Source organism: Pseudoduganella aquatica (assembly GCF_020865585.1).
Taxonomy (GTDB): Bacteria; Pseudomonadota; Gammaproteobacteria; order Burkholderiales; family Burkholderiaceae_D; genus Rugamonas; species Rugamonas aquatica_A.
Map to the genome: position 1 here is coordinate 2,138,421 of NZ_CP086370.1, position 18,031 is coordinate 2,156,451.

The window sequence follows — 18,031 nt, forward strand, 5'->3', positions numbered from 1 at the left end:
CAGGTTCAACTGATGTTTTCTAAATTTTCCAGCTGTCGCTTGAACAGCTGCTCCAGTAGCTTGCGGTCTTCCGCGCTGTAGCCGTCATAGGCGCGGGTGGTGCGTGCCCAGACTTCGGGCATGACTTGCTCGATCAGCGCGCGCCCGCTGTCGGTCAGCGAGATCATCACGCAGCGGCGGTCGCCGGGGCGGTTGCCGCGCGAGATCAGGCCCTGGGTCTCCAGGTCGTTGCATACGCGCGTCAGGTTGGCCGGCTTTTCCATGCAGGCCTCGCCCAGCGTGGACGCGGTCGAAGTTTCGTCGTCCGAGCCGTACAGCACGGCCAGCACCATATAGCTGGCGTCGACCAGGTCGTACTTGCGCAGCGCCGCGTTGGACAAGTCCTTCATGCGCTTTTGCACGTGATACGTCAGCCGCATCAGGCGCATGGTCTCCTCCGGAAACGCCGGCATGCGTGCGTGGATGTTCTTAAGGCGCTTGTTGGTCGCGTCAAAACTGCTCATTGCGCTCTCCTCTCCCTGTACGAAAGTATTGATTGTACTATCGTTGTATCACGGGAAATCTTGTTTAATTCCTCCACCGAGCGCCGCCATCAGCGCGGCATAGCTGTCGAGACGCCTGCTTTGCACCTGCACCATCTGCTGCTGTTCGGCCAGCAGGGTGAGGCGGGCCTGCAACACGCTGAGCGAGTCCGTCATGCCGGCGCGGAAGGCGCGGTCCGCCAGCGCGTGCGCACGGGTGGCCGAAGCCAGCGCGCGTTCGGCCAGTTGCTGCTGCTGTTCCACCGAGCGCGCCTGGGTGACGGCGTTGGCCACTTCGGCCAGCGCCTGCACCAGCGTGGCGTTGTACTGCTCCACCGCGATGTCGTACAGCGCGTTCTGACTGCCCAGCTGGCTGCGCAATCGGCCGCCTTCGAAAATCGGCAGGCTGATGGCGGGGGCGATACCGCGCGTGGCGGAATGGATGTCCAGCAGGTGGCTGAAGCCCAGCGCCTGGATGCCGGCGAAGGCCATCAGGTTGATGTTGGGGTAGAAGTCCGCACGCGCCACGCCGATGCGCTTGGCCGCCGCTTCCACCCGCCAGCGCTGGGCCGCCAGGTCCGGGCGCCGCGCCACCAGCTCGGCGGGCAGGGCGCTGGGCAGCACGGTGGGCTGGTTCAATGTCAGCACTGGCCGGGCAATGGCGTCGCCATCGCCCGGTCCCTGGCCGATCAGGGCCGCCAGCTGGTTGCGCAGCAGGGCGACGGATTCTGCCGCCTGTTCCCGCTCGCGCCGGCCGGCCGGCAGCGTTGTTTCTATGGTGGCCACGTCGATGTCGCTGGCCAGGCCGGCGTTGCGGCGGCGCTTGGTCAGCTCAAGGATCTGCTGGCGCTGCTGCAGGCTGGCGGCCACCGCGTCCTGCATGGCCCAGGCGTTGGCCAGCTGGATGTAGCTGTGCACGATGGCCGACTCCAGCGCCAGCTTGACCATTTGCGCCTCGGCGGCGGCCATCTGCGCGTCGTGCAGGGCGGCGGCCAGCGCGTCGCGGTTGCGGCCCCACAGGTCCAGGTCGTAGTTGGCGGTGATATTGGCCGTGGTCTTGGTGGCGTAGTTGCCGGCCAGCGGCGCGGGCACGCTGCTGTGCGCGGAATACAGTTCGCGGTCGACCACGGCGCTGCCGTCCACACGCGGCAGGGTGGCTGCTTCGGCTACGCCGGCCAGCGCCTGCGCCTGGCGCACGCGCGCCTGGCTGGCCTTCAGGCTGGGATTGCCTTCCAGCGCGCGCTCCAGCAAGCGGTCCAGCTGCGGGTCGTTCAGATTGCGCCACCAGGCTTCCTTGGGCCACGCGGCTTGCGCCGCCGCGCCGTCTTTGGCGCCCTCGGCCGCTGCGGCCTGGATGGCGGCGCCCGCGTTCAGCTGCACCGGGTCCAGCTTGCGCGCTTGCGGCGGCGCGACCTTGCTCATGTCCGCGCAGGCGGTGAGCGCCAGCGCGGCGGCAAGCAGTGAGAGGGGGCGCAGCAGGGTCATGGCGGTGTCGTCCGGCCTGGATTACTTGGCGATGTGCTTGCGGGTCTGGGCGACGTCCATGTCCGCTTCGGTTTCGATCAGGGTGCCGTTTTTGCGTGCTTCGATGACTTCGGCGATGACTTCGGCGCGGGTGAGGCCGGTGCTGGCTTGCGGCTGTTTGGTGTCGGTGGCCGGGGCGGCGGTTTGGGCGGAGGCGGCAGCGGCGGCGGTGATCAAGGCGAAGGTGGCGATGAGGTTTTTCATGATGGTTCTCCTGGTTGAGTGAAAACAGTATATCACTGAATTGTTCAGTAATGAAGTAAGTAGTAACCACAAGGTGGCACAAGCGCACCGGTCTGGTGCGAAAGTGATGAAAAGGTAATGTTGGTGTGTGGAATGATAATTGCTTGCATGGCGGGTCTTCTTATCGGAAAACCCAACGACATGCGCCCAACCACAAGTGCGGTCAGCCATCAATTCCGTAGCTTGCAGCCACACATGCTGCACGTGACGGAAAATCGCGAGACCCTGAAATCCCTGGAATCTGTCTGGGATGTTTTAAATTTGCTGGGACAACTGTCCGGCACCACCACGGAAATGAGCGGCACCAAGGCCGCCTTTGCCGAACTGAGCGCCGGCCTGCTCGACAGCCTGGCCCGCACCACGCTGGACAAGCGCGTGCAGGAACTGTGCGCGCCCGCCCAGGTGGCGATTGATATCCTGGTGCGCAATCTGTTCGAGCGCACCGCCGACATCGGCTTCCTGGCCACCGACCACGCGCTGCGCGGGTTTGCTGCGGCCACGGAACGCAGCCCCGCCGCGCGGGCGGACATGGCGGCGCGCCTGCAAGCGTATGTGGCGCGCTATTCGGTGTACCGCGACGTGATTTTGCTGTCGCCGTCCGGCGAGGTGCTGGCGCGGCTGCCGGGACGGCCGGACGTGGCGGTGTGCCGCGACCCGCTGCTGCGCGAGGTGCTGGACAGCACCGCGCCTTATACCGAGGCGGCGGTGCGCAGCGATCTGTTCCCGGAGGAGTCGCGCAATCTGTTCTACGCGGTGCGCGTGCAGAACGAGGCGGGCGCCGTGCTGGGCGCGCTGTTCCTGTGCTTTGATTTTGAATATGAGGTCAAGCGCATCTTCGCCAGCTTGCAGCGGCGCGGCGACTGGAGCGTGATTACCTTGCTGGACGATACGGGCATGGTGATCGCGAGCAGCGACAGCAGCCAGGTGGCGCCGGGTTCGGTGGTCGACGTGGCGCCGGGCGACGGCCATCTGATGCGCTACGCAGGCCGCAAATACCTGGCCTCGCGCCGCATGGCGCAGGGCTTCCAGGGTTATATGGGGCCGGGGTGGAGCGCGCTGGTGCTGGTGCCGCTGGATGCCGCGTTCGAGGAGGATGAGCAGGACGGGGAGGAGGCCGGCGCGTCTGCGTCGCTGGACCCGGCGGGCGGCGGCGGTCTGCTGGCGGCGGTGCTGGCCGACGGCTCGGCTTTCCCGCCTGAGCTGCAGCGCATTCCGCCGCAGGCCGAGGCGATCCAGCGCGAGTTGAGCCGCTCGGTGTGGAACGCGAATATCCGCCAGGGCCAGGCGCGCCAAGGCGCGGCCGGATCGTCCGGGGCGGCTGCGCCGGCGAGCAATCCCGCCTTCTCGCGCGTGCTGCTGGCCGAGATCGTGCGCACCGGCACGCGCATGAAGGAGGTCTTCACGCGTTCGATCGGCAAATTGCAGGCGATGGCGGTGGCCGCGCATCTGGACGATTGCCGTTTCCATGCGGCGCTGGCGATCGATATCCTGGACCGCAATCTTTACGAGCGCAGCAACGATTGCCGCTGGTGGGCGCTGGACCCGCTGCTGTGCGGCCTGCTGGCGCAGCCGGACGGCCAGCAGGAAGCGATGTCGGCGCGGCTGCGCGCCATCAACGACCTGTACACGGTCTACGACAGCCTGCTGCTGTTCGACGCGGAGGGTGTGGTGGTGGCGGTGTCGCGTCCCCATGCGGAGCAATGGCTGGGGCGGCGGCTGGATGCGCCGTGGCGGCAGCAGGCCGTGGCGCTGCGCGATGCGGAGCGCTACGCCGTGTCCGAATTCGTGGCGGACGATTTGTACGGCGGCCGTCCGACCTGGATATACGCGACACCGCTGCAGGACGGCGGCGGCCGCGTGGCGGGCGGCATCGCCGTGGTGTTCGACTCCGCGCCGCAGCTGGCCGCGATACTGGAGGCGGCGCGGCCGCCCAAAGTCGCGAAAGCCTGCACGCTGTTCGTGGACGCACTCGGCGGCGTGATCGCGTCCAGCGACCCGCGCTGGCAGCCCGGCAGCCGCATCGACGTGCCGGAGGAGCTGCTGGCCGAAGCCGCAGCCACCGCGTCCGGCGCGGCGCGGCTGGTGCTGCTGGACGGGCAGGTGATGGCGGTGGGCGCGCGCGCGTCGTCCGGCTACCGCGAGTACCGGGGCAGCGAGGGGGCTGCGGGGCAGGCGGTGCTGGCGCTGGTCTGCGTGCCGCTCGGCGCCTGGAATGGCGGCCTGGCCGCGCCAGGGCGTGCGCCCGCCAGCGCTGCCGCGCCGGCGATGTCCGTCCCGCAGCCGCAGCCTGCGGATGGTGCGGAGCGGCTGGAAATCGCCAGTTTCCACGTCGGCAGCTACCTGCTGGGCGTGGCCGCGTCCTCGGTGGTGGAGGCGATACCGTTCGGCGGCTGCGTGCAGTTGCCCAACGCCGCGCCCGCAGTCTGCGGCGCCGCCATCTACCAGGGCGCCACCATGCTGATCTACGATTTGCAGCGCGCGCTGGGCGTGGCCTCCAGCGTGCCGCGCGCGGACATGCTCACCGTGGTGCTGGCCGACGCGAACGGCAAGCGCTTCGGCGTGCTGGTCGAGCGCCTGGGCGACATCCCGGTGGTGCCGGTGGCCGACATCGCGCCGGTCAACCATGTGTTCGTGGGCATCACGCCGGTGCTTGCGTCCATTGTCAAATCGGCCGATGCGGCAGGGCAGATGCTAACCCTGCTGTCGGTGGAGCACATGGCGGCGGTGCTGCGCGACGCGCCCCTGGCCGGGCAGCAGGCTCACGCCGTCCAGTAGCGCTGCGCGGCGGCGCGCCATGGGGTGCGCCGCCCCGGCGGTGGCTTTGTTACAGTGGTCTGCAATGCAAACAGCTTACGGAGGCCACCATGTCAGGCAACAGCACACTGGATCCCGATAACTTTCCCACGGCACCTGACCGCGGCCTGGGCAAAGGCCACGGCACCGGCGCCCTGGGACCGAGCGACAGTTCGGATTCCGGCAGCGATGTGAGCGGCGGCACGGCCGGCGCGGAACTGGGCGACGCGGACCTGGACAGCGATACCGATTCGGGCGGCACCGGCGAACGCGCCGCGCCGGGATGCGATACGGCGCAGAAGGACGGCGCCGACATCAACGTCGACCACGTTGAAACAATCCCGCTGGTGGAGGCTGAGCGGGACGAATGAGTCAGCTGGCGGCGGCCATCACCTCCGCCAGCCAGTCCACGAACACCCGCACGCGCGGCGAGAGCTGGCGCTGCTGCGGGTACATGGCCGATACCGCCATCTCCGGCGGGCGCCAGTCGTCCAGCACCGCGCGGAAGCTGCCGTCCGCCAGCTGCGCGGCCACGTGGTAGCGCGGTAGCTGGATCAGCCCAAGGTGATTGGCGCAGCACTGCACATAGGCCTCCGCATTGCTGACCGAGACGGAGCCGGACAGCTGCACGCTGCGCGGTTCGCCGTCCACCACGAAATCAAACGGGAACACCTTGCCGCTGGCGATGGAATAGAAATTCACTGCGCGGTGGCCCGCCAGCTCGTCTAGCGTGCGCGGCGTGCCGTGCTGGTCCAGGTAGGCCGCGCTGGCGCAGGTGACTTGCCGCAGGCTGGCCACGCGCCGCGCCACCATGCTTGAATCGCGCAGCACGCCGCCGCGCAGCACGCAGTCCACACCCTCGCGCACCATGTCCACCAGCCGGTCGCCCATGCCGATTTCCAGTTCAAGCTCCGGATAGCGGGCGAAGAACTCGCCCAGGCGCGGCAGCACGAAATGGCGCGCCAGCGTGCCTTGCAGGTCCACCCGCAGCTTGCCGCGCGGCGCCGCGCCGCTGTGGCCAAAGCCCGCCTCGGTCTCGTCCACGTCCGCCAGGATGCGCACGCAGCGCTGGTAGTACGCCTGACCGTCCGGCGTGGCGCTCACGTGGCGCGTGGTGCGCTGGAGCAGGCGCACGCCCAGCCGCGCCTCCAGCTGCTTGATGGTGTGCGTGGCCGTGGCGGCCGGCAGCTTCAGGTTGTCCGCCGCGCGGCTGAAACTGCCCAGTTCCACGATGCGGGTGAACAGCCGCATGGCGTCCAGTCTGTCCATGAATTATTGTGGATTATTGAATTGTGTTAGCAATTTTAGTGCATTTATTGGTGGTGGTGAATGAGTGATACTCAATCCATCAACGAATCCGCCAACTAAAGGAGCCGCACCATGAACAGCAAACAGCAACAAGTCGCCATCGTCACCGGCGCATCGCGCGGCATAGGCGCCGCCATCGCCCAGCGCCTGGGGCGCGAGGGCTACGCGGTGGTCGTCAACTACGCCGGCAACGCGGCCGAAGCGGCCCGGGTGGTCCAGGCCATCGCGGATGGCGGCGGCAGCGCCATCGCCGTCCAGGCCGACGTGGCCGATCCGGCCGCCGTGCGCGCGCTGTTCGACCAGGCCATCGCCCAGCTGGGCCGGGTCGATGTGCTGGTCAACAACGCCGGCATCATGCCGCCCCAACTGCCGGCGCTGGCCGACACCGGCGACGATACCTTCGACCGCCTGGTGGCCGTCAACCTCAAGGGCAGCTTCAACACCATGCGCGAAGCGGGCACCCGGCTGCAGCACGGCGGCCGCGTCATCAACTTTTCGTCCAGCCTGGTGGGCACGCGCCTGCCCGGCTACGCCGTGTACGCCGCCACCAAGGCCGCGGTTGAAACCATGACCAATATCCTGGCCAAGGAAATGCGCGGCAAAGGCATCACGGTCAACGCCGTGGCGCCGGGGCCGACCGCCACCGCCCTGTTCCTGGACGGGAAAACGCCGGAAACCATCGCCCGGCTGTCGGCCATGGCGCCGCTGGAGCGCCTGGGCACGCCGGACGACATCGCCGCCGCCGTCGCCTTCCTGGCAGGCCCGGACGGCGCCTGGATCAACGGGCAGACGCTGCGCGCCAACGGCGGCATGGTGTAAAACCGGCCGCCCGGATTGTAAATTGATACATACTGTACCAAGGTACAAGATACAATCCGCCCCCGGAGCGCTAGCATTGCTGGAACAGGGGATAGTCCGGGCGGAATAATGGGCATGGTTTTGAATATGGCGGATCGCTGCATGGGCGCGGCGCGGCGTGGGGCTGCGCGGCTGGCCGACGCTTGTCTGCCGCGCGCGCTGCTGCAGCGCATGGCGTCGCGCCGGGTATCGATCGCGCTGATCGTGAGCCTGGCGCTGGCGGCGCTGGTAACGCTGGTGCTGCTGGGTTTTGCGGTGCTGTCCTACAGCCAGGAGCGCGACGAGCGCTGGAAGGCGCTGCACCGCCAGCTCGACGCCAGCGCCGACCAGCTGACCGCCGCCATCGCGCTGCCGGCCTGGAATTTCGACGACCGCCAGATTATCGCCATGGTGCAGGCCAGCCTGAACAACCGCGACCTGTACGGCTGCTCCGTCACCCTCAGCAACAAGGTGCAATTCGTCTTCCTGCGCAACGCCGAGGGCGTGCTGGAACAGGTGGAGCAGGAGCCGGACATTCCGGCGCTGCGCACGGCCATGCGCCCCATCCGCATGGCGGGGCGCGAGATCGGCGTGGTGAAGATGTACGTCACGCCGCAGTACGTGCTGCAAACGCTGCGCGAGCGCCGCATTGCGCTCGGCTTTGCCATCGTGGCGCTGGACGTCACGCTGGTGCTGGGCGTGTATCTGCTGCTGTGGTATCTGATGCTCAAGCCGCTCAAGTCGGTGGGGCAGTACGCGGCCAGCGTGAAGGCCGGCGGCGCCGGCGCGCGGCCGGACCAGTCGCTCTTCCTGGGCGAACTGAAAACGCTGAACGAATCCATCCTGGAAATGGTGGACCTGCTGGACCAGCGCTACAGCGCCATGCAGGCCAGCGAGGAGCGCCTGGCGATCGCCACCGACGCGGCCCATATCGGCATCTGGGACTGGGACGTGGACACCAACCAGTTGCTGTGGGACCGCGAGATGCACCGCCAGTACGGCGTGCCGCCGGGCGCCTTCGACAGTACGCTGGACGCGTGGGAGGCGCGCCTGGTGCCGGAGGACCTGGTGCAGGTGAACGCACTGCTGGAAAAAGTGCGCAGCGGCGAGCGCAGCTACCTGGCCGAATTCCGCATCCGTTGGCCGGACGGCCAGCTGCGTCACATCAAGGCGGCGGGCAAGCCATTCCGGGACGCCAGCGGCGCGCTGCGCCGGCTGGTGGGCGTGAACTACGACATCACCGACATCAAGCTGGCCGAGGAGGAGCTGCGGCGCCACCGCAACCACCTGGAGGAGCTGGTGGCCGAGCGCACCGAGGCGCTGTCGGTGGCGGTGACCGAGGCCAAGGCGGCCAACCGCGCCAAGAGCGTGTTCCTGGCCACCATGAGCCACGAGCTGCGCACGCCGCTGCATTCAGTGATCGGCTTTTCGCGCCTGCTGGCCGATTCGCAGTCCATGACGGAGGAGGAAAAGCGCAACCTGGGCGTGATCAACCGCTCGGGCCAGCACTTGCTCACGCTGATCAACGACCTGCTGGAACTGTCCAAGATCGAAGCCGGCCGCATCACGCTGCAGTCGACGGTGGTGGCGGTGGAGGGCGTGCTGCGCGAGGTGATGGACATGCTGGGCGCGCGCGCCCGCCAGGCCGGCCTGCACATGACGCTGGACTGCCACGGCCTGCCGCCGGCCGTGCAGATGGACGGCGCGCGCCTGCGCCAGGTGCTGCTCAATCTTGTATCGAACGCGGTGAAGTTCGCGCAGCAGGGCAGCGTAATGCTGATCGCGCGCGCCGCGCCGCTGGAGGAGGGGCGCTACCGGCTGTCGTTCTCGGTGCGCGACACCGGCAAAGGCATCGCCAAGGAAGACCAGCAGCGCATCTTCGAACCCTTCGTCCAGACCGACAACACCGGCGCGCAGGAAGGCACGGGCCTGGGGCTGACCATCTCGCGCGAGTTCGTGCGCATGATGGGCGGCACGCTGGAAGTGGAGTCGGAGCTGGGGCGCGGCGCGGAATTCCGCTTCACGCTGGAGGTGAGCGGCGCCAACTACGTGCCGGGAGAGGCGCTCAACACGGTGGAGGCGCTGGATCCGTCGCAGCGCGGCCGCCGCATCCTGGTGGTGGACGACAACGCCGACAGCCGCCACCTGATCCACAGCCTGCTGTCGCCGCTGGGCTTTGAGGTGGAGCTGGCGGCTGACGGCGCGGCCGGACTGGCGGCGCTGCGCCGCTTCCAGCCGGCGCTGGTGTTCATGGACTGGCGCATGCCCGGCCTGGACGGCCTGGCCGTGATACGGCAACTGCGCGCCGAACCGGCGCTGGTGCAGCCGCGCGTGGTGATGATGACCGCGCACGCCTTCGAGGAGGAGCGGCGCGAATCGCTGGCGGCCGGCGCCGACGAATTCCTGTGCAAGCCCATCGAGCAGGACCGGCTGTTCCAGGTGCTGGAGCAGCAGCTGGGCGTGCGCTTCCGGCGCCGCCAGCGCCTGCCGTCCGCGCCGCGCGCGCCGCTGACGGAGGCGCGCCTGGCGCTGCTGCCCTATGAAGTGCTGGTGTCGGTGCGCGAAGCGCTGCACCTGCTGTATCCGGCGCGCGCCCTGCAACTGCTGGAAGCCTTCCGCGCCGACCACGGCGACACCGTGCAGGCTGTGGAAGCCATGCTGGAGCAGCACCAGTACCCGCAGCTTTGCAGCATGATAGACGCGGTTTGCGCCGAGCAGGCGCCCTGAGGCGCCCGCCCGGGCTGCGCGCCTATTTGTACAGCACCCCGGGCAGCCACAGGCCGATGGCAGGGAACAGATACAGCAGGACCACGCCCAGCACCTGGATCGCCATGAAGGGCATCATGCCGAGGAAGATCTGGTTCAGGGTCACATGGGGCGGCGCCACGCCCTTCAGGTAGAAGGCCGACATGGCCACCGGCGGCGACAGGAAGGCCGTCTGCAGATTCATCGCCACCAGCAGGCCGAAGAACAGCGGGTCGATATTGAAGTGGCCCAGCAAAGGGATGAAGATGGGCATGAAGATCACGATGATCTCGGTCCACTCCAGCGGCCAGCCGAGCAGGAAGATGATGACCTGGGCCAGCAGCATGAACTGCACCGGCGTGAGTTCCATGCCCAGCACCCAGGTGTTGATCAGCTCCTGCCCGCCGAGCAGCGCAAAGGCGGCCGAGAAAATGCTGGAGCCGACAAACAGCCAGCACACCATGGCGCTGGTCTTCGCCGTCAGGTGGGCCGACTCGCGCAGCATGCCGAAGTTGAAGCGCCGGTAGGCGATGGCCAGCAGCATGCCGCCGAACGCGCCCATGGCCGCCGCCTCGGTGGGCGTGGCGAAGCCGAACACGATGCTGCCCAATACCGCCAGGATCATGAACGCCAGCGGGAATAATGACCCCATCAGCATTTTCAGTATCTCCAGGCGGGCGAAGGAGAAGAAGACGTAGAACAGCAGCAGCGCCGCCGTGCCGGCCCCCAGCGCTATCCAGAAGCTGGCCGGCGCAGGCCTGGAAGGCTGCGCGCCTGCCGCCGCATCGGCTGCGGGCGCCGGTGCGGCTGCGCCGGCAGCCGGGGTGGCCGGTGTCGCTGGCCCTGCCGGCGCGGCTGGCGATACTGCGCCCGCGCCTTGCCCGGCGGCTGCCTTGCCGGCCGGCGTTTCCGCGCCCGGCGGCTCGGCCAGGTCGCTGCTGGCCGGCGGTTCTTCCAGTCCGCCTGCGGGCGCCGGTTCCGCCAGCGTTCCCACGTCGCTGGCGGACGCGCTCAAGTCCTGCGTGCTGCCCAGTTCCACCAGCTCGGTGGGCGCTGCGGCAGGCGCCGTGACGATGCGGTAGCTCATCCCCATCAACGCGGCAAACGCCAGCGCGGGCAGCAGGGCGATAAGCAGCTGCTGCGCCAGCGCGCGCTTGCCCGCGCCGCCCGGCACCGGCCCCGATTGCGCCAGCGCGCCGGCCAGTCCCGGCAGGGCCATTGCGCGTCCGTTGGCCGTCATGGCCTGCGCGAACGGCGGCAGGGCCACGCGGCGCTCCTCGGCGGACAGTGGCGGCGCGGCGTCCGGTTTCAGCTTGGCCACCAGCATCACATAGCCCACGTACAGCACGGCCAGCATAATGCCGGGGAACAGCGCGCCCGCATACAGCTTCACCACCGATACGCCCGCCGTGGCGCCGTAGACGATCAGCAGCACCGACGGCGGTATCAGTATGCCCAGGCAGCCACCGGCCGTGATGGCGCCCGCCGACAGCCGCGTGCTGTAGCCGGCCTTCAGCATGGCGGGCAAAGCCAGCAGCCCCATCAGCGTGACCACCGCGCCGACAATGCCGGTGGCCGTGGCGAAAATGGCGCAGGTGACGATGGTGGCCACCGCCAGCGAACCCGGCACCCGTGCCATGGCAATGTGCAGGCTTTTGAACAGCTTTTCGATCAGATTGGCGCGCTCCACCAGGTAGCCCATGAAGACGAACAGCGGGATAGAAATGAGCACGTCGTTCGCCATCACGGAATAGGCGCGCTGCACCATCAGATCCAGCGTGAGCTGTATCGCCTGGTTGGGATCGCGGCTATGGAAGGCGTACCAGGCGAACAGCACCCCCATGCCCATGAGCGTGAACGCGGTGGGGAAGCCCAGCATGATGGCCACCACCACCAGGGCCAGCATCAGCAGGCCAACGTGGCCGTTCGTCATGTCGGCAGGGGCGGGCATGAGGGCGAACAGCGCAATGACGATGGCCACCAGCATGGACAGGCCGAACCAGATTTCCTTCCTCATGTTGCTTCTCCCGTGCCGTCGGCGTGGACCATTTCCTTCAGCTTGCCGACGTCCACTTCTTCCACGTCCGGCTCGCGCGAGGGCCAGGCGCCGTCGCGCAGGCACAGCACGCAGCGCACGATCTCCACCAGCCCTTGCAGCAGGAGCAGCACGCCGGAAACCGGGATCACCATCTTGAAGGGATACAGCGGCGGCCCGTTCGCCGTCAGCGTGGAGTGCTCATTGATGGCCAGCGACTCGGCCGCGTAGGCGTAGCCGGCCCATACCAGCGCCACTACGCCGGGGATGAAGAACACCACATACAGCAGCAGGTCCAGGCCGGCCTGCAGGCGCGGCGGGAAAAAGCTGTACAGCACGTCGCCGCGCACGTGGCCGTTTTTGGCCAGGGTGTAGGCGCCTGCCATCATGAAGGCAGCGCCGTACATCATGATCATCAGATCGAAGGCCCAGGGATTGGGGCGGTTCAGCGCGTAGCGCGCGAACACTTCCCAGGAAATGAGGAAGGTGAGCGCCACGATCAGCCAGGAAAATGCCTGGCCGATCCAGCTGCTCACCCGGTCGATGAAAAACAAGAAGTTCTGCATGCGGCGGCTCCGGAAAGGTGTGGGCGGGCCGGCGCGCGCGGTGCTGCCGCGCGCGCCGGATGCTGCGCGTTCCGGTATCAGGCCCTCTTGCCGAAGTAGTGGTTGTAGGCCATGCGGCGCGGGTTATTGGTGTCCATGTCCCACTTCATGGCGCGCGCCGCGAAGGCGCGCTGCGACTTCTCCACTTCGCGGAACAGCGGATTGTCCGCGCCCTTCTTGGCCACCACCTCGTCCCACACCTTCAGCTGCTCCTGCAGCAGGGTGTCGGGCGTCTTGTAGAACTTTACGCCGTCCTTCGATTGCAGCTCGCCGTAGTCCTTGGAATAGCGGTCGATCGCCTTCCACGACATGTCGGCCGACGCCGCCTCGACGGCGTTGTCGATGATGGCCTTCATCTTGGCGGGCAGGGCGTCGTATTTGGTCTTGTTGAAGGTGATCTCGAACTGCTCCGAGCTTTGGTGGAAGCTTTGCAGCATGCACACCTTGGACACGTCCGGGAATCCCAGCAGGCGGTCGGAGCTGGCGTTGTTGAACTCCGCGCCGTCGAGCAGGCCGCGGTCCATGGCGGGCACGATCTCGCCGCCGGGCAGCGCATTGACCGCCGCGCCCATGGCGGTGAACAGGTCGATGGCCAGGCCGTTGGTGCGGAACTTCAGGCCTTTCAGGTCGTCCTTCTTGGTGATGGGCTTCTTGAACCAGCCCAGCGGCTGGGTGGGCATGGGGCCGGTGAGGAAGGACACCACGTTGGCGCCGATGGAGGAGTACAGCTTGACCAGCAGCTCCTTGCCGCCGCCGTATTTATGCCAGGCCAGCACCATGTTCGCGTCCATGCCGAACACCGGGCCGGAGGTCCACAGCGCGATGGCGCTCTGCTTGCCGTAGTTGTAGCCCATCACGCCGTGGCCGCCGTCCAGCGTGCCTTTCGACACCGCATCGAGCAGGCCGAAGGCGGGCACTACCGAACCGGCCGGCAGCACCTCGATTTTCAGCTCGCCGCCGGTCATGTCGTTGACCTTTTTGGCAAAGTCGCCCGCGTATTCGTGGAAGATGTCCTTGCTCGGCCAGGTGCTCTGGAAGCGCAGCTGGGTGGGCGCCTGGGCGTTGGCGATCATGGGCAGGGCGAGCGCGGCGCCGGTGGCGCCGGCGGCGGCGTTGCCCAGGAACTTGCGGCGGGCGTTGATGTTCTGCTTGGCTGGGGTGTCGATCTTCTTCATCGTATGTCTCCTGTTGTAGTTTTGTAACCGGAACGATAAATCCTGACGTGGTGCTGCGAAAGTACGGCGGTGCTGCCTCCTGTCTGTTCAGACACTGATAACGGAATTGCAAGAATGTTCCTGCATACTTACAGATTGCTTACACGGGACTTACAAGGCGCAGGCGATGGCAAAGTCGACGTGATAATGCTCATCGTGCCGCACCCAGGGCGTGTCTTGCATGAAGCGCAGGTGGCGGCGCAGGTAGGGGCCGCGCGGTGTGGCCAGCAGTTGCGGCAGGTAGCGGGGATCGAAGATCACCAGCGCCAGATCGGTTTTCTGCGCCAGCGCCGCCAGCCGCAGTTGATAGAGATGCTCCGCCATGGCCGGGAAATCGATGCGGTAATCGCCGTAGCGCGCCTGCGCGTCGAACTCGATATCGTAGCCGTAGCGGTTGAGCGGGGTGGATGGCAGCAAGGCGGACTTGCCCTCGGCATCCAGCACCGGCACGAAGAAATCCACGGAAGTGCCGTTCTGATGCGTCTTGTGGGGGTTGAACGGGCCGCCGTTTTTCAGCCCGGTTTCGCCGTACACATAGTGCGTTGCCGGCCGCGAAGCCGCCAGCGCCGCATAGGCCTGGCCCACGACCCGCCCGACGGTGGAATGCACGTAAGTCCTGCCGGCCGATGCGGCCAGTGTGCTGTAGGCTGAAAAATTCTCGCCCCGGACCGGCAAGGGCACGCTGCGTTCAACCCGTCCGCTCGCGGTGCGGCCATGGCACTCGCTTTCCACCGCTCCCGCAGCCTGGATATGGCAAACAGCGCAGACAAGGCCAAAAATTGGAAGGGCTTTCATTTTCTCCTGTATGTGCATCGCTGTCTTTTGAGGATAGCATGGCGGCGCGTGAGGGGGCGCTGAGGGATGTCAAAGCGATCGGCGAAAAAAAACCTGCGCCGTGGCGCAGGCTTTCTTGAGGGGCGGACCGCTCGCTTGGCTGTACTTAAGCGAAGTTGGCGGCCGCGAAGTCCCAGTTCACCAGGTTGAAGAAGTTCTCAACATACTTCGGACGCAGGTTGCGGGTGTCGATGTAGTAGGCGTGCTCCCACAGGTCGCAGGTCAGCAGCGCTTTGTTTTCGGTGGTCAGCGGGGTGGCGGCGTTGGAGGTGTTGACGATGTCCACGGTGCCGTCCGGCTTTTTCACCAGCCAGGTCCAGCTGGAACCGAAGTTGCCAACGCAGGACTTGGTGAATTCTTCCTTGAACTTGGCGAAGGAACCCCATTTGGCGTTGATCGCGTCGGCCAGCGCGCCGGTAGGCTCGCCGCCGCCAGCTGGCTTCAGGCCATTCCAGTAGAAGGTGTGGTTCCAGACCTGGGCCGAGTTGTTGAAGATGCCACCGGAGGATTTCTTGATGATCTCTTCCAGCGACAGGGCTTCGAATTCGGTGCCCTTGATCAGGTTGTTCAGATTGGTGACATACGCTTGGTGGTGCTTACCATAGTGGTATTCCAGCGTTTCTTGCGAGATGTGCGGCGCCAGGGCGTCGATTGCATACGGCAGAGGTGGCAGAGTATGTTCCATGTGTCTATCCTTTTGGTGTGGGCTGAAAGTTATTGTTTGCTGAAACAGCCATTATTGTAAACCTTTCAGCGCCGCCGCGTGGTCTCGCGCACCACCAGCTCCAGCGGAGGCACTTGCGCCTGCACCGGCTCGCCGTGGATCAGGCGCAGCAGCGCATGGGTGGCCACCAGACCCATGTCATATAGCGGCTGGCGTATGGTCGTCAGCGGCGGCGTGGTATAGGAGGAGCCGGGCAGGTCATCGAAGCCCACCAGCGACACGTCGTCCGGCACCCGGATGCCCTTGCGGTACAGGCACAGGCGAACGCCGTAGGCGCTCTGGTCGTTGGCGGCGAACACGGCGGTGAACTGCTGGCCGGTGTCGAACAGGTGGCTGACGGCCAGCAGGCCGCTGTTTTCGTGGAAATTACCCTCGACCATCAACTTGGGGTCCAGCTCGATGCCGGCCTCGAACAGCGCGCGCCGGTAGCCGGCCGCGCGTTCCTCGGCGTCGATATTGTTGGCCGGGCCGGACACGAAGGCGATGCGGCGATGCCCCAGCTCGATCAGGTGGCGCACCGCCATCCAGGCGCCGTATTCATTGTCCAGCTTGAAGCCCAGCGCGCTGCGCGTGTTCAGCGAGCGCCCGGTGGAGACGATGGGCCGCTGGCCGGAGAACTGCAGCACGGTCTCGTCCGACATGCGGCCCGACAGCAGGATGATGCCGTCCACCTTGCGCGCCAGCAGCAGGCGGATGCGGTCCGCTTCCTCCTCGGCGTTCCAGTGGCCGCTGACGATGACCGAGGCGTAGCCCGTGCCCTTCAGGCCGTCGTCCACGCCGCGCAGGGTTTCGTCGAAGTAGGGCGAGGAAATATCCTGCACCACGATGCCTATGGTCTGCGAGCGGCCCTTTTTCAGGCCCTGGGCCATCAGGTTGGGCGCGAACTTGGTGCGGGCGATGGCGGCCATGACGGCCTGGCGCTTGTCGTCGGACACCTTGGCGGTGCCGTTCAGGATGCGGGAGACGGTGCTGGGCGACACTCCGGCTTCGCGCGCAACGTCCAGCAAAGTCGAAGGGGAGGTATGGTCGTCGTCGCTCAAGGTCGGTCCTGTCGTTGTTTTTTGAAATCCTTTTCAGGGCCAGCATAGCATAGTTTTAACAGGATTCTCGCTCTTGCGGAGCGGGTTTGCCGAGTTAAAAATCGCACAGTTGTTCAAAATATTATGATTGACTTCGATTTTAACTGGGTGTTAAATGCACACACTCTTGAAAACGTTTTCAAAAGACAGACACCACCGCCAACGACATGACCACACCTGATTCCGCTCCGACCACCATGCCAGCATTCCCATCGACTTTCACCTGGGGCGTGGCAACCAGCGCCTACCAGATCGAAGGCGGCGCCACTGCCGATGGCCGTGGTCCGTCCATCTGGGACACGTTCACGCACACCCCCGGCAAGATCACCGACGCCAGCACCGGCGACGTGGCTTGCGACCATTACCACCGCTATGCCGAGGACGTGGACATCATCGCCTCGCTCAATGTGGATTCCTACCGTTTCTCCATCGCCTGGCCGCGCGTGCAGCCCGACGGCAGCGGCGCCTGGAACGAAGCGGGCTTCGACTTCTACAGCCGCCTGCTGGACAAGCTGGCCGAAAAAAACATCGCCGCCCACGTCACGCTGTACCACTGGGATTTGCCGCAAGCCCTTGAAGATAAAGGCGGTTGGCTGAACCGCGACACCGCCGCGCACTTCGCCGTGTACGCCGCCGAAGTGGCGCGCCGCTTCGGCAACCGCGTGGCCACCATCGCCACCCACAACGAACCCTGGTGCACCGCCAACCTGGGCTACGGCACCGGCCAGTTCGCCCCGGGCATGGCCAATCCGGCCGCCGCCGTGAGCGCCTCGCACCACCTGCTGCTGTCGCACGGCCTGGCCATGCAGGCGATGCGCAAGCTGAACGTATCGGCCAAGCTGGGCATCGTGCTGAACCAGTGGACCGCCACCCCGGCCACCGATTCCGCCGCCGACATCAAGGCCGCCGAAGTGGAGTGGGCGCGCTCCGTGGCCTGGTTCATGGACCCCATTTTCAAGGGCAGCTACCCGGAGCTGGCGCTGGCAAACAACGACTGCTCTTTGCTGTCCATTCATGAAAACGATTTCAACGATATCCGGCAGGACATCGACTTCCTGGGCGTGAATTACTACTTCCGTGCCTTCGTCAGCACCGAGACGCCGCCGCGCCAGCCCGAATTCAAGCTGGGCAAGACCGACATGGGCTGGGAGATCTACCCGCAAGGCCTGACCGAGCTGCTGGTCAAGCTGCACGCCGAATACACGCTGCCGCCGGTCTACATCACCGAAAACGGCATGGCCGTGGCGGACCAGCTGCAGGATGGCGCGAATGGCCGCCAGGTCAAGGACCAGCCGCGCATCGACTACCTGAAGATGCACCTCGCCGCGCTGCACGACGCCATGCAGGCGGGCGTGGACGTGCAGGGCTACTTCTACTGGAGCCTGCTGGACAACTTCGAGTGGAACTCGGGTTATCTGCGCCGCTTCGGCCTGATCTACGTGGACTACGACACCCAGCAGCGCACGCTGAAAGACAGCGCGCACTGGTACCGCAATTTCATCAAGGAGCAATGACCATGCAGGAGCCCAACATGGATTCGAGCTGATTTCAGCTGGAGTGCCGCAGTAG

Annotated in this window: 15 protein-coding genes; 5 read left to right on the forward strand and 10 right to left on the reverse strand. The window is 66.2% G+C overall.

Features of this window, described 5'->3' with window-relative positions; genetic code table 11:
* Positions 1-5: 5 nt before the first annotated feature.
* From KT882_RS09410 to KT882_RS09420, 3 genes are read right to left on the reverse strand one after another with little or no spacing between them, the layout of a single operon-like run.
* Positions 6-503, reverse strand: coding sequence for a MarR family winged helix-turn-helix transcriptional regulator (locus KT882_RS09410; RefSeq protein WP_161071766.1), 498 nt, complete (start codon positions 501-503; stop codon positions 6-8).
* Between the two features lie 48 nt (positions 504-551).
* Positions 552-2,006, reverse strand: coding sequence for an efflux transporter outer membrane subunit (locus KT882_RS09415; protein WP_161071767.1), 1,455 nt, complete (start codon positions 2,004-2,006; stop codon positions 552-554).
* Between the two features lie 21 nt (positions 2,007-2,027).
* Positions 2,028-2,249: a DUF4148 domain-containing protein gene (locus KT882_RS09420; protein ID WP_228895470.1), complete on the reverse strand. Its 222-nt coding sequence runs from the start codon at positions 2,247-2,249 to the stop codon at positions 2,028-2,030.
* Positions 2,250-2,549: 300 nt separating this feature from the next.
* Here KT882_RS09420 and KT882_RS09425 point away from each other — a divergent pair, with 300 nt between their 5' ends.
* Together KT882_RS09425 and KT882_RS09430 are read left to right on the forward strand one after the other, a co-directional pair.
* A complete protein-coding gene (locus KT882_RS09425; protein WP_228895472.1) occupies positions 2,550-5,063 on the forward strand; it encodes a chemotaxis protein CheW in 2,514 nt (837 codons plus the stop codon).
* An 89-nt stretch (positions 5,064-5,152) separates the two neighbouring features.
* On the forward strand, positions 5,153-5,452 hold the full coding sequence (locus tag KT882_RS09430) for a hypothetical protein (protein ID WP_228895474.1): 300 nt from the start codon (positions 5,153-5,155) through the stop codon (positions 5,450-5,452).
* Position 5,453: 1 nt separating this feature from the next.
* Here KT882_RS09430 and KT882_RS09435 read toward each other — a convergent pair whose 3' ends face one another.
* Entirely contained in the window at positions 5,454-6,350 is an 897-nt protein-coding gene (locus tag KT882_RS09435; RefSeq protein WP_228895476.1) for a LysR family transcriptional regulator, read from the reverse strand.
* A gap of 111 nt (positions 6,351-6,461) precedes the next feature.
* Here KT882_RS09435 and KT882_RS09440 point away from each other — a divergent pair, with 111 nt between their 5' ends.
* Together KT882_RS09440 and KT882_RS09445 are read left to right on the forward strand one after the other, a co-directional pair.
* A complete protein-coding gene (locus tag KT882_RS09440; protein WP_161071772.1) occupies positions 6,462-7,208 on the forward strand; it encodes an SDR family oxidoreductase in 747 nt (248 codons plus the stop codon).
* Between the two features lie 114 nt (positions 7,209-7,322).
* Positions 7,323-9,953 carry an ATP-binding protein gene (locus KT882_RS09445; protein WP_228895479.1) on the forward strand — a complete coding sequence of 877 codons (2,631 nt, stop codon included), beginning with the start codon at positions 7,323-7,325 and terminating at the stop codon, positions 9,951-9,953.
* A 22-nt stretch (positions 9,954-9,975) separates the two neighbouring features.
* On the opposite strand, the gene KT882_RS09450 is transcribed toward KT882_RS09445, so the two are convergent.
* From KT882_RS09450 to KT882_RS09475, 6 genes are all read right to left on the reverse strand, one after another.
* Positions 9,976-11,988, reverse strand: coding sequence for a TRAP transporter large permease (locus KT882_RS09450; protein ID WP_228895481.1), 2,013 nt, complete (start codon positions 11,986-11,988; stop codon positions 9,976-9,978).
* On the reverse strand, positions 11,985-12,572 hold the full coding sequence (locus tag KT882_RS09455) for a TRAP transporter small permease subunit (RefSeq protein WP_228895483.1): 588 nt from the start codon (positions 12,570-12,572) through the stop codon (positions 11,985-11,987). The genes KT882_RS09450 and KT882_RS09455 overlap by 4 nt, the downstream gene beginning before the upstream one ends.
* 77 nt (positions 12,573-12,649) lie before the next feature.
* The gene (locus KT882_RS09460; RefSeq protein ID WP_161071775.1) at positions 12,650-13,786 is read right to left on the reverse strand and encodes a TRAP transporter substrate-binding protein; all 1,137 of its coding nucleotides are present in this window, start codon (positions 13,784-13,786) and stop codon (positions 12,650-12,652) included.
* Between the two features lie 150 nt (positions 13,787-13,936).
* Positions 13,937-14,620 carry a penicillin-insensitive murein endopeptidase gene (locus tag KT882_RS09465; RefSeq protein WP_161071776.1) on the reverse strand — a complete coding sequence of 228 codons (684 nt, stop codon included), beginning with the start codon at positions 14,618-14,620 and terminating at the stop codon, positions 13,937-13,939.
* A gap of 145 nt (positions 14,621-14,765) precedes the next feature.
* Positions 14,766-15,344: a superoxide dismutase [Fe] gene (sodB, locus tag KT882_RS09470; RefSeq protein ID WP_161071777.1), complete on the reverse strand. Its 579-nt coding sequence runs from the start codon at positions 15,342-15,344 to the stop codon at positions 14,766-14,768.
* A gap of 65 nt (positions 15,345-15,409) precedes the next feature.
* Positions 15,410-16,423, reverse strand: a complete 1,014-nt coding sequence (locus KT882_RS09475) for a LacI family DNA-binding transcriptional regulator (protein WP_228895484.1) — start codon at positions 16,421-16,423, stop codon at positions 15,410-15,412.
* Positions 16,424-16,629: 206 nt separating this feature from the next.
* On the opposite strand from KT882_RS09475, the gene KT882_RS09480 reads away from it, so the two are divergent.
* Entirely contained in the window at positions 16,630-17,976 is a 1,347-nt protein-coding gene (locus tag KT882_RS09480) for a GH1 family beta-glucosidase (protein WP_228895486.1), read from the forward strand.
* The last annotated feature ends 55 nt before the right edge of the window (positions 17,977-18,031 follow it).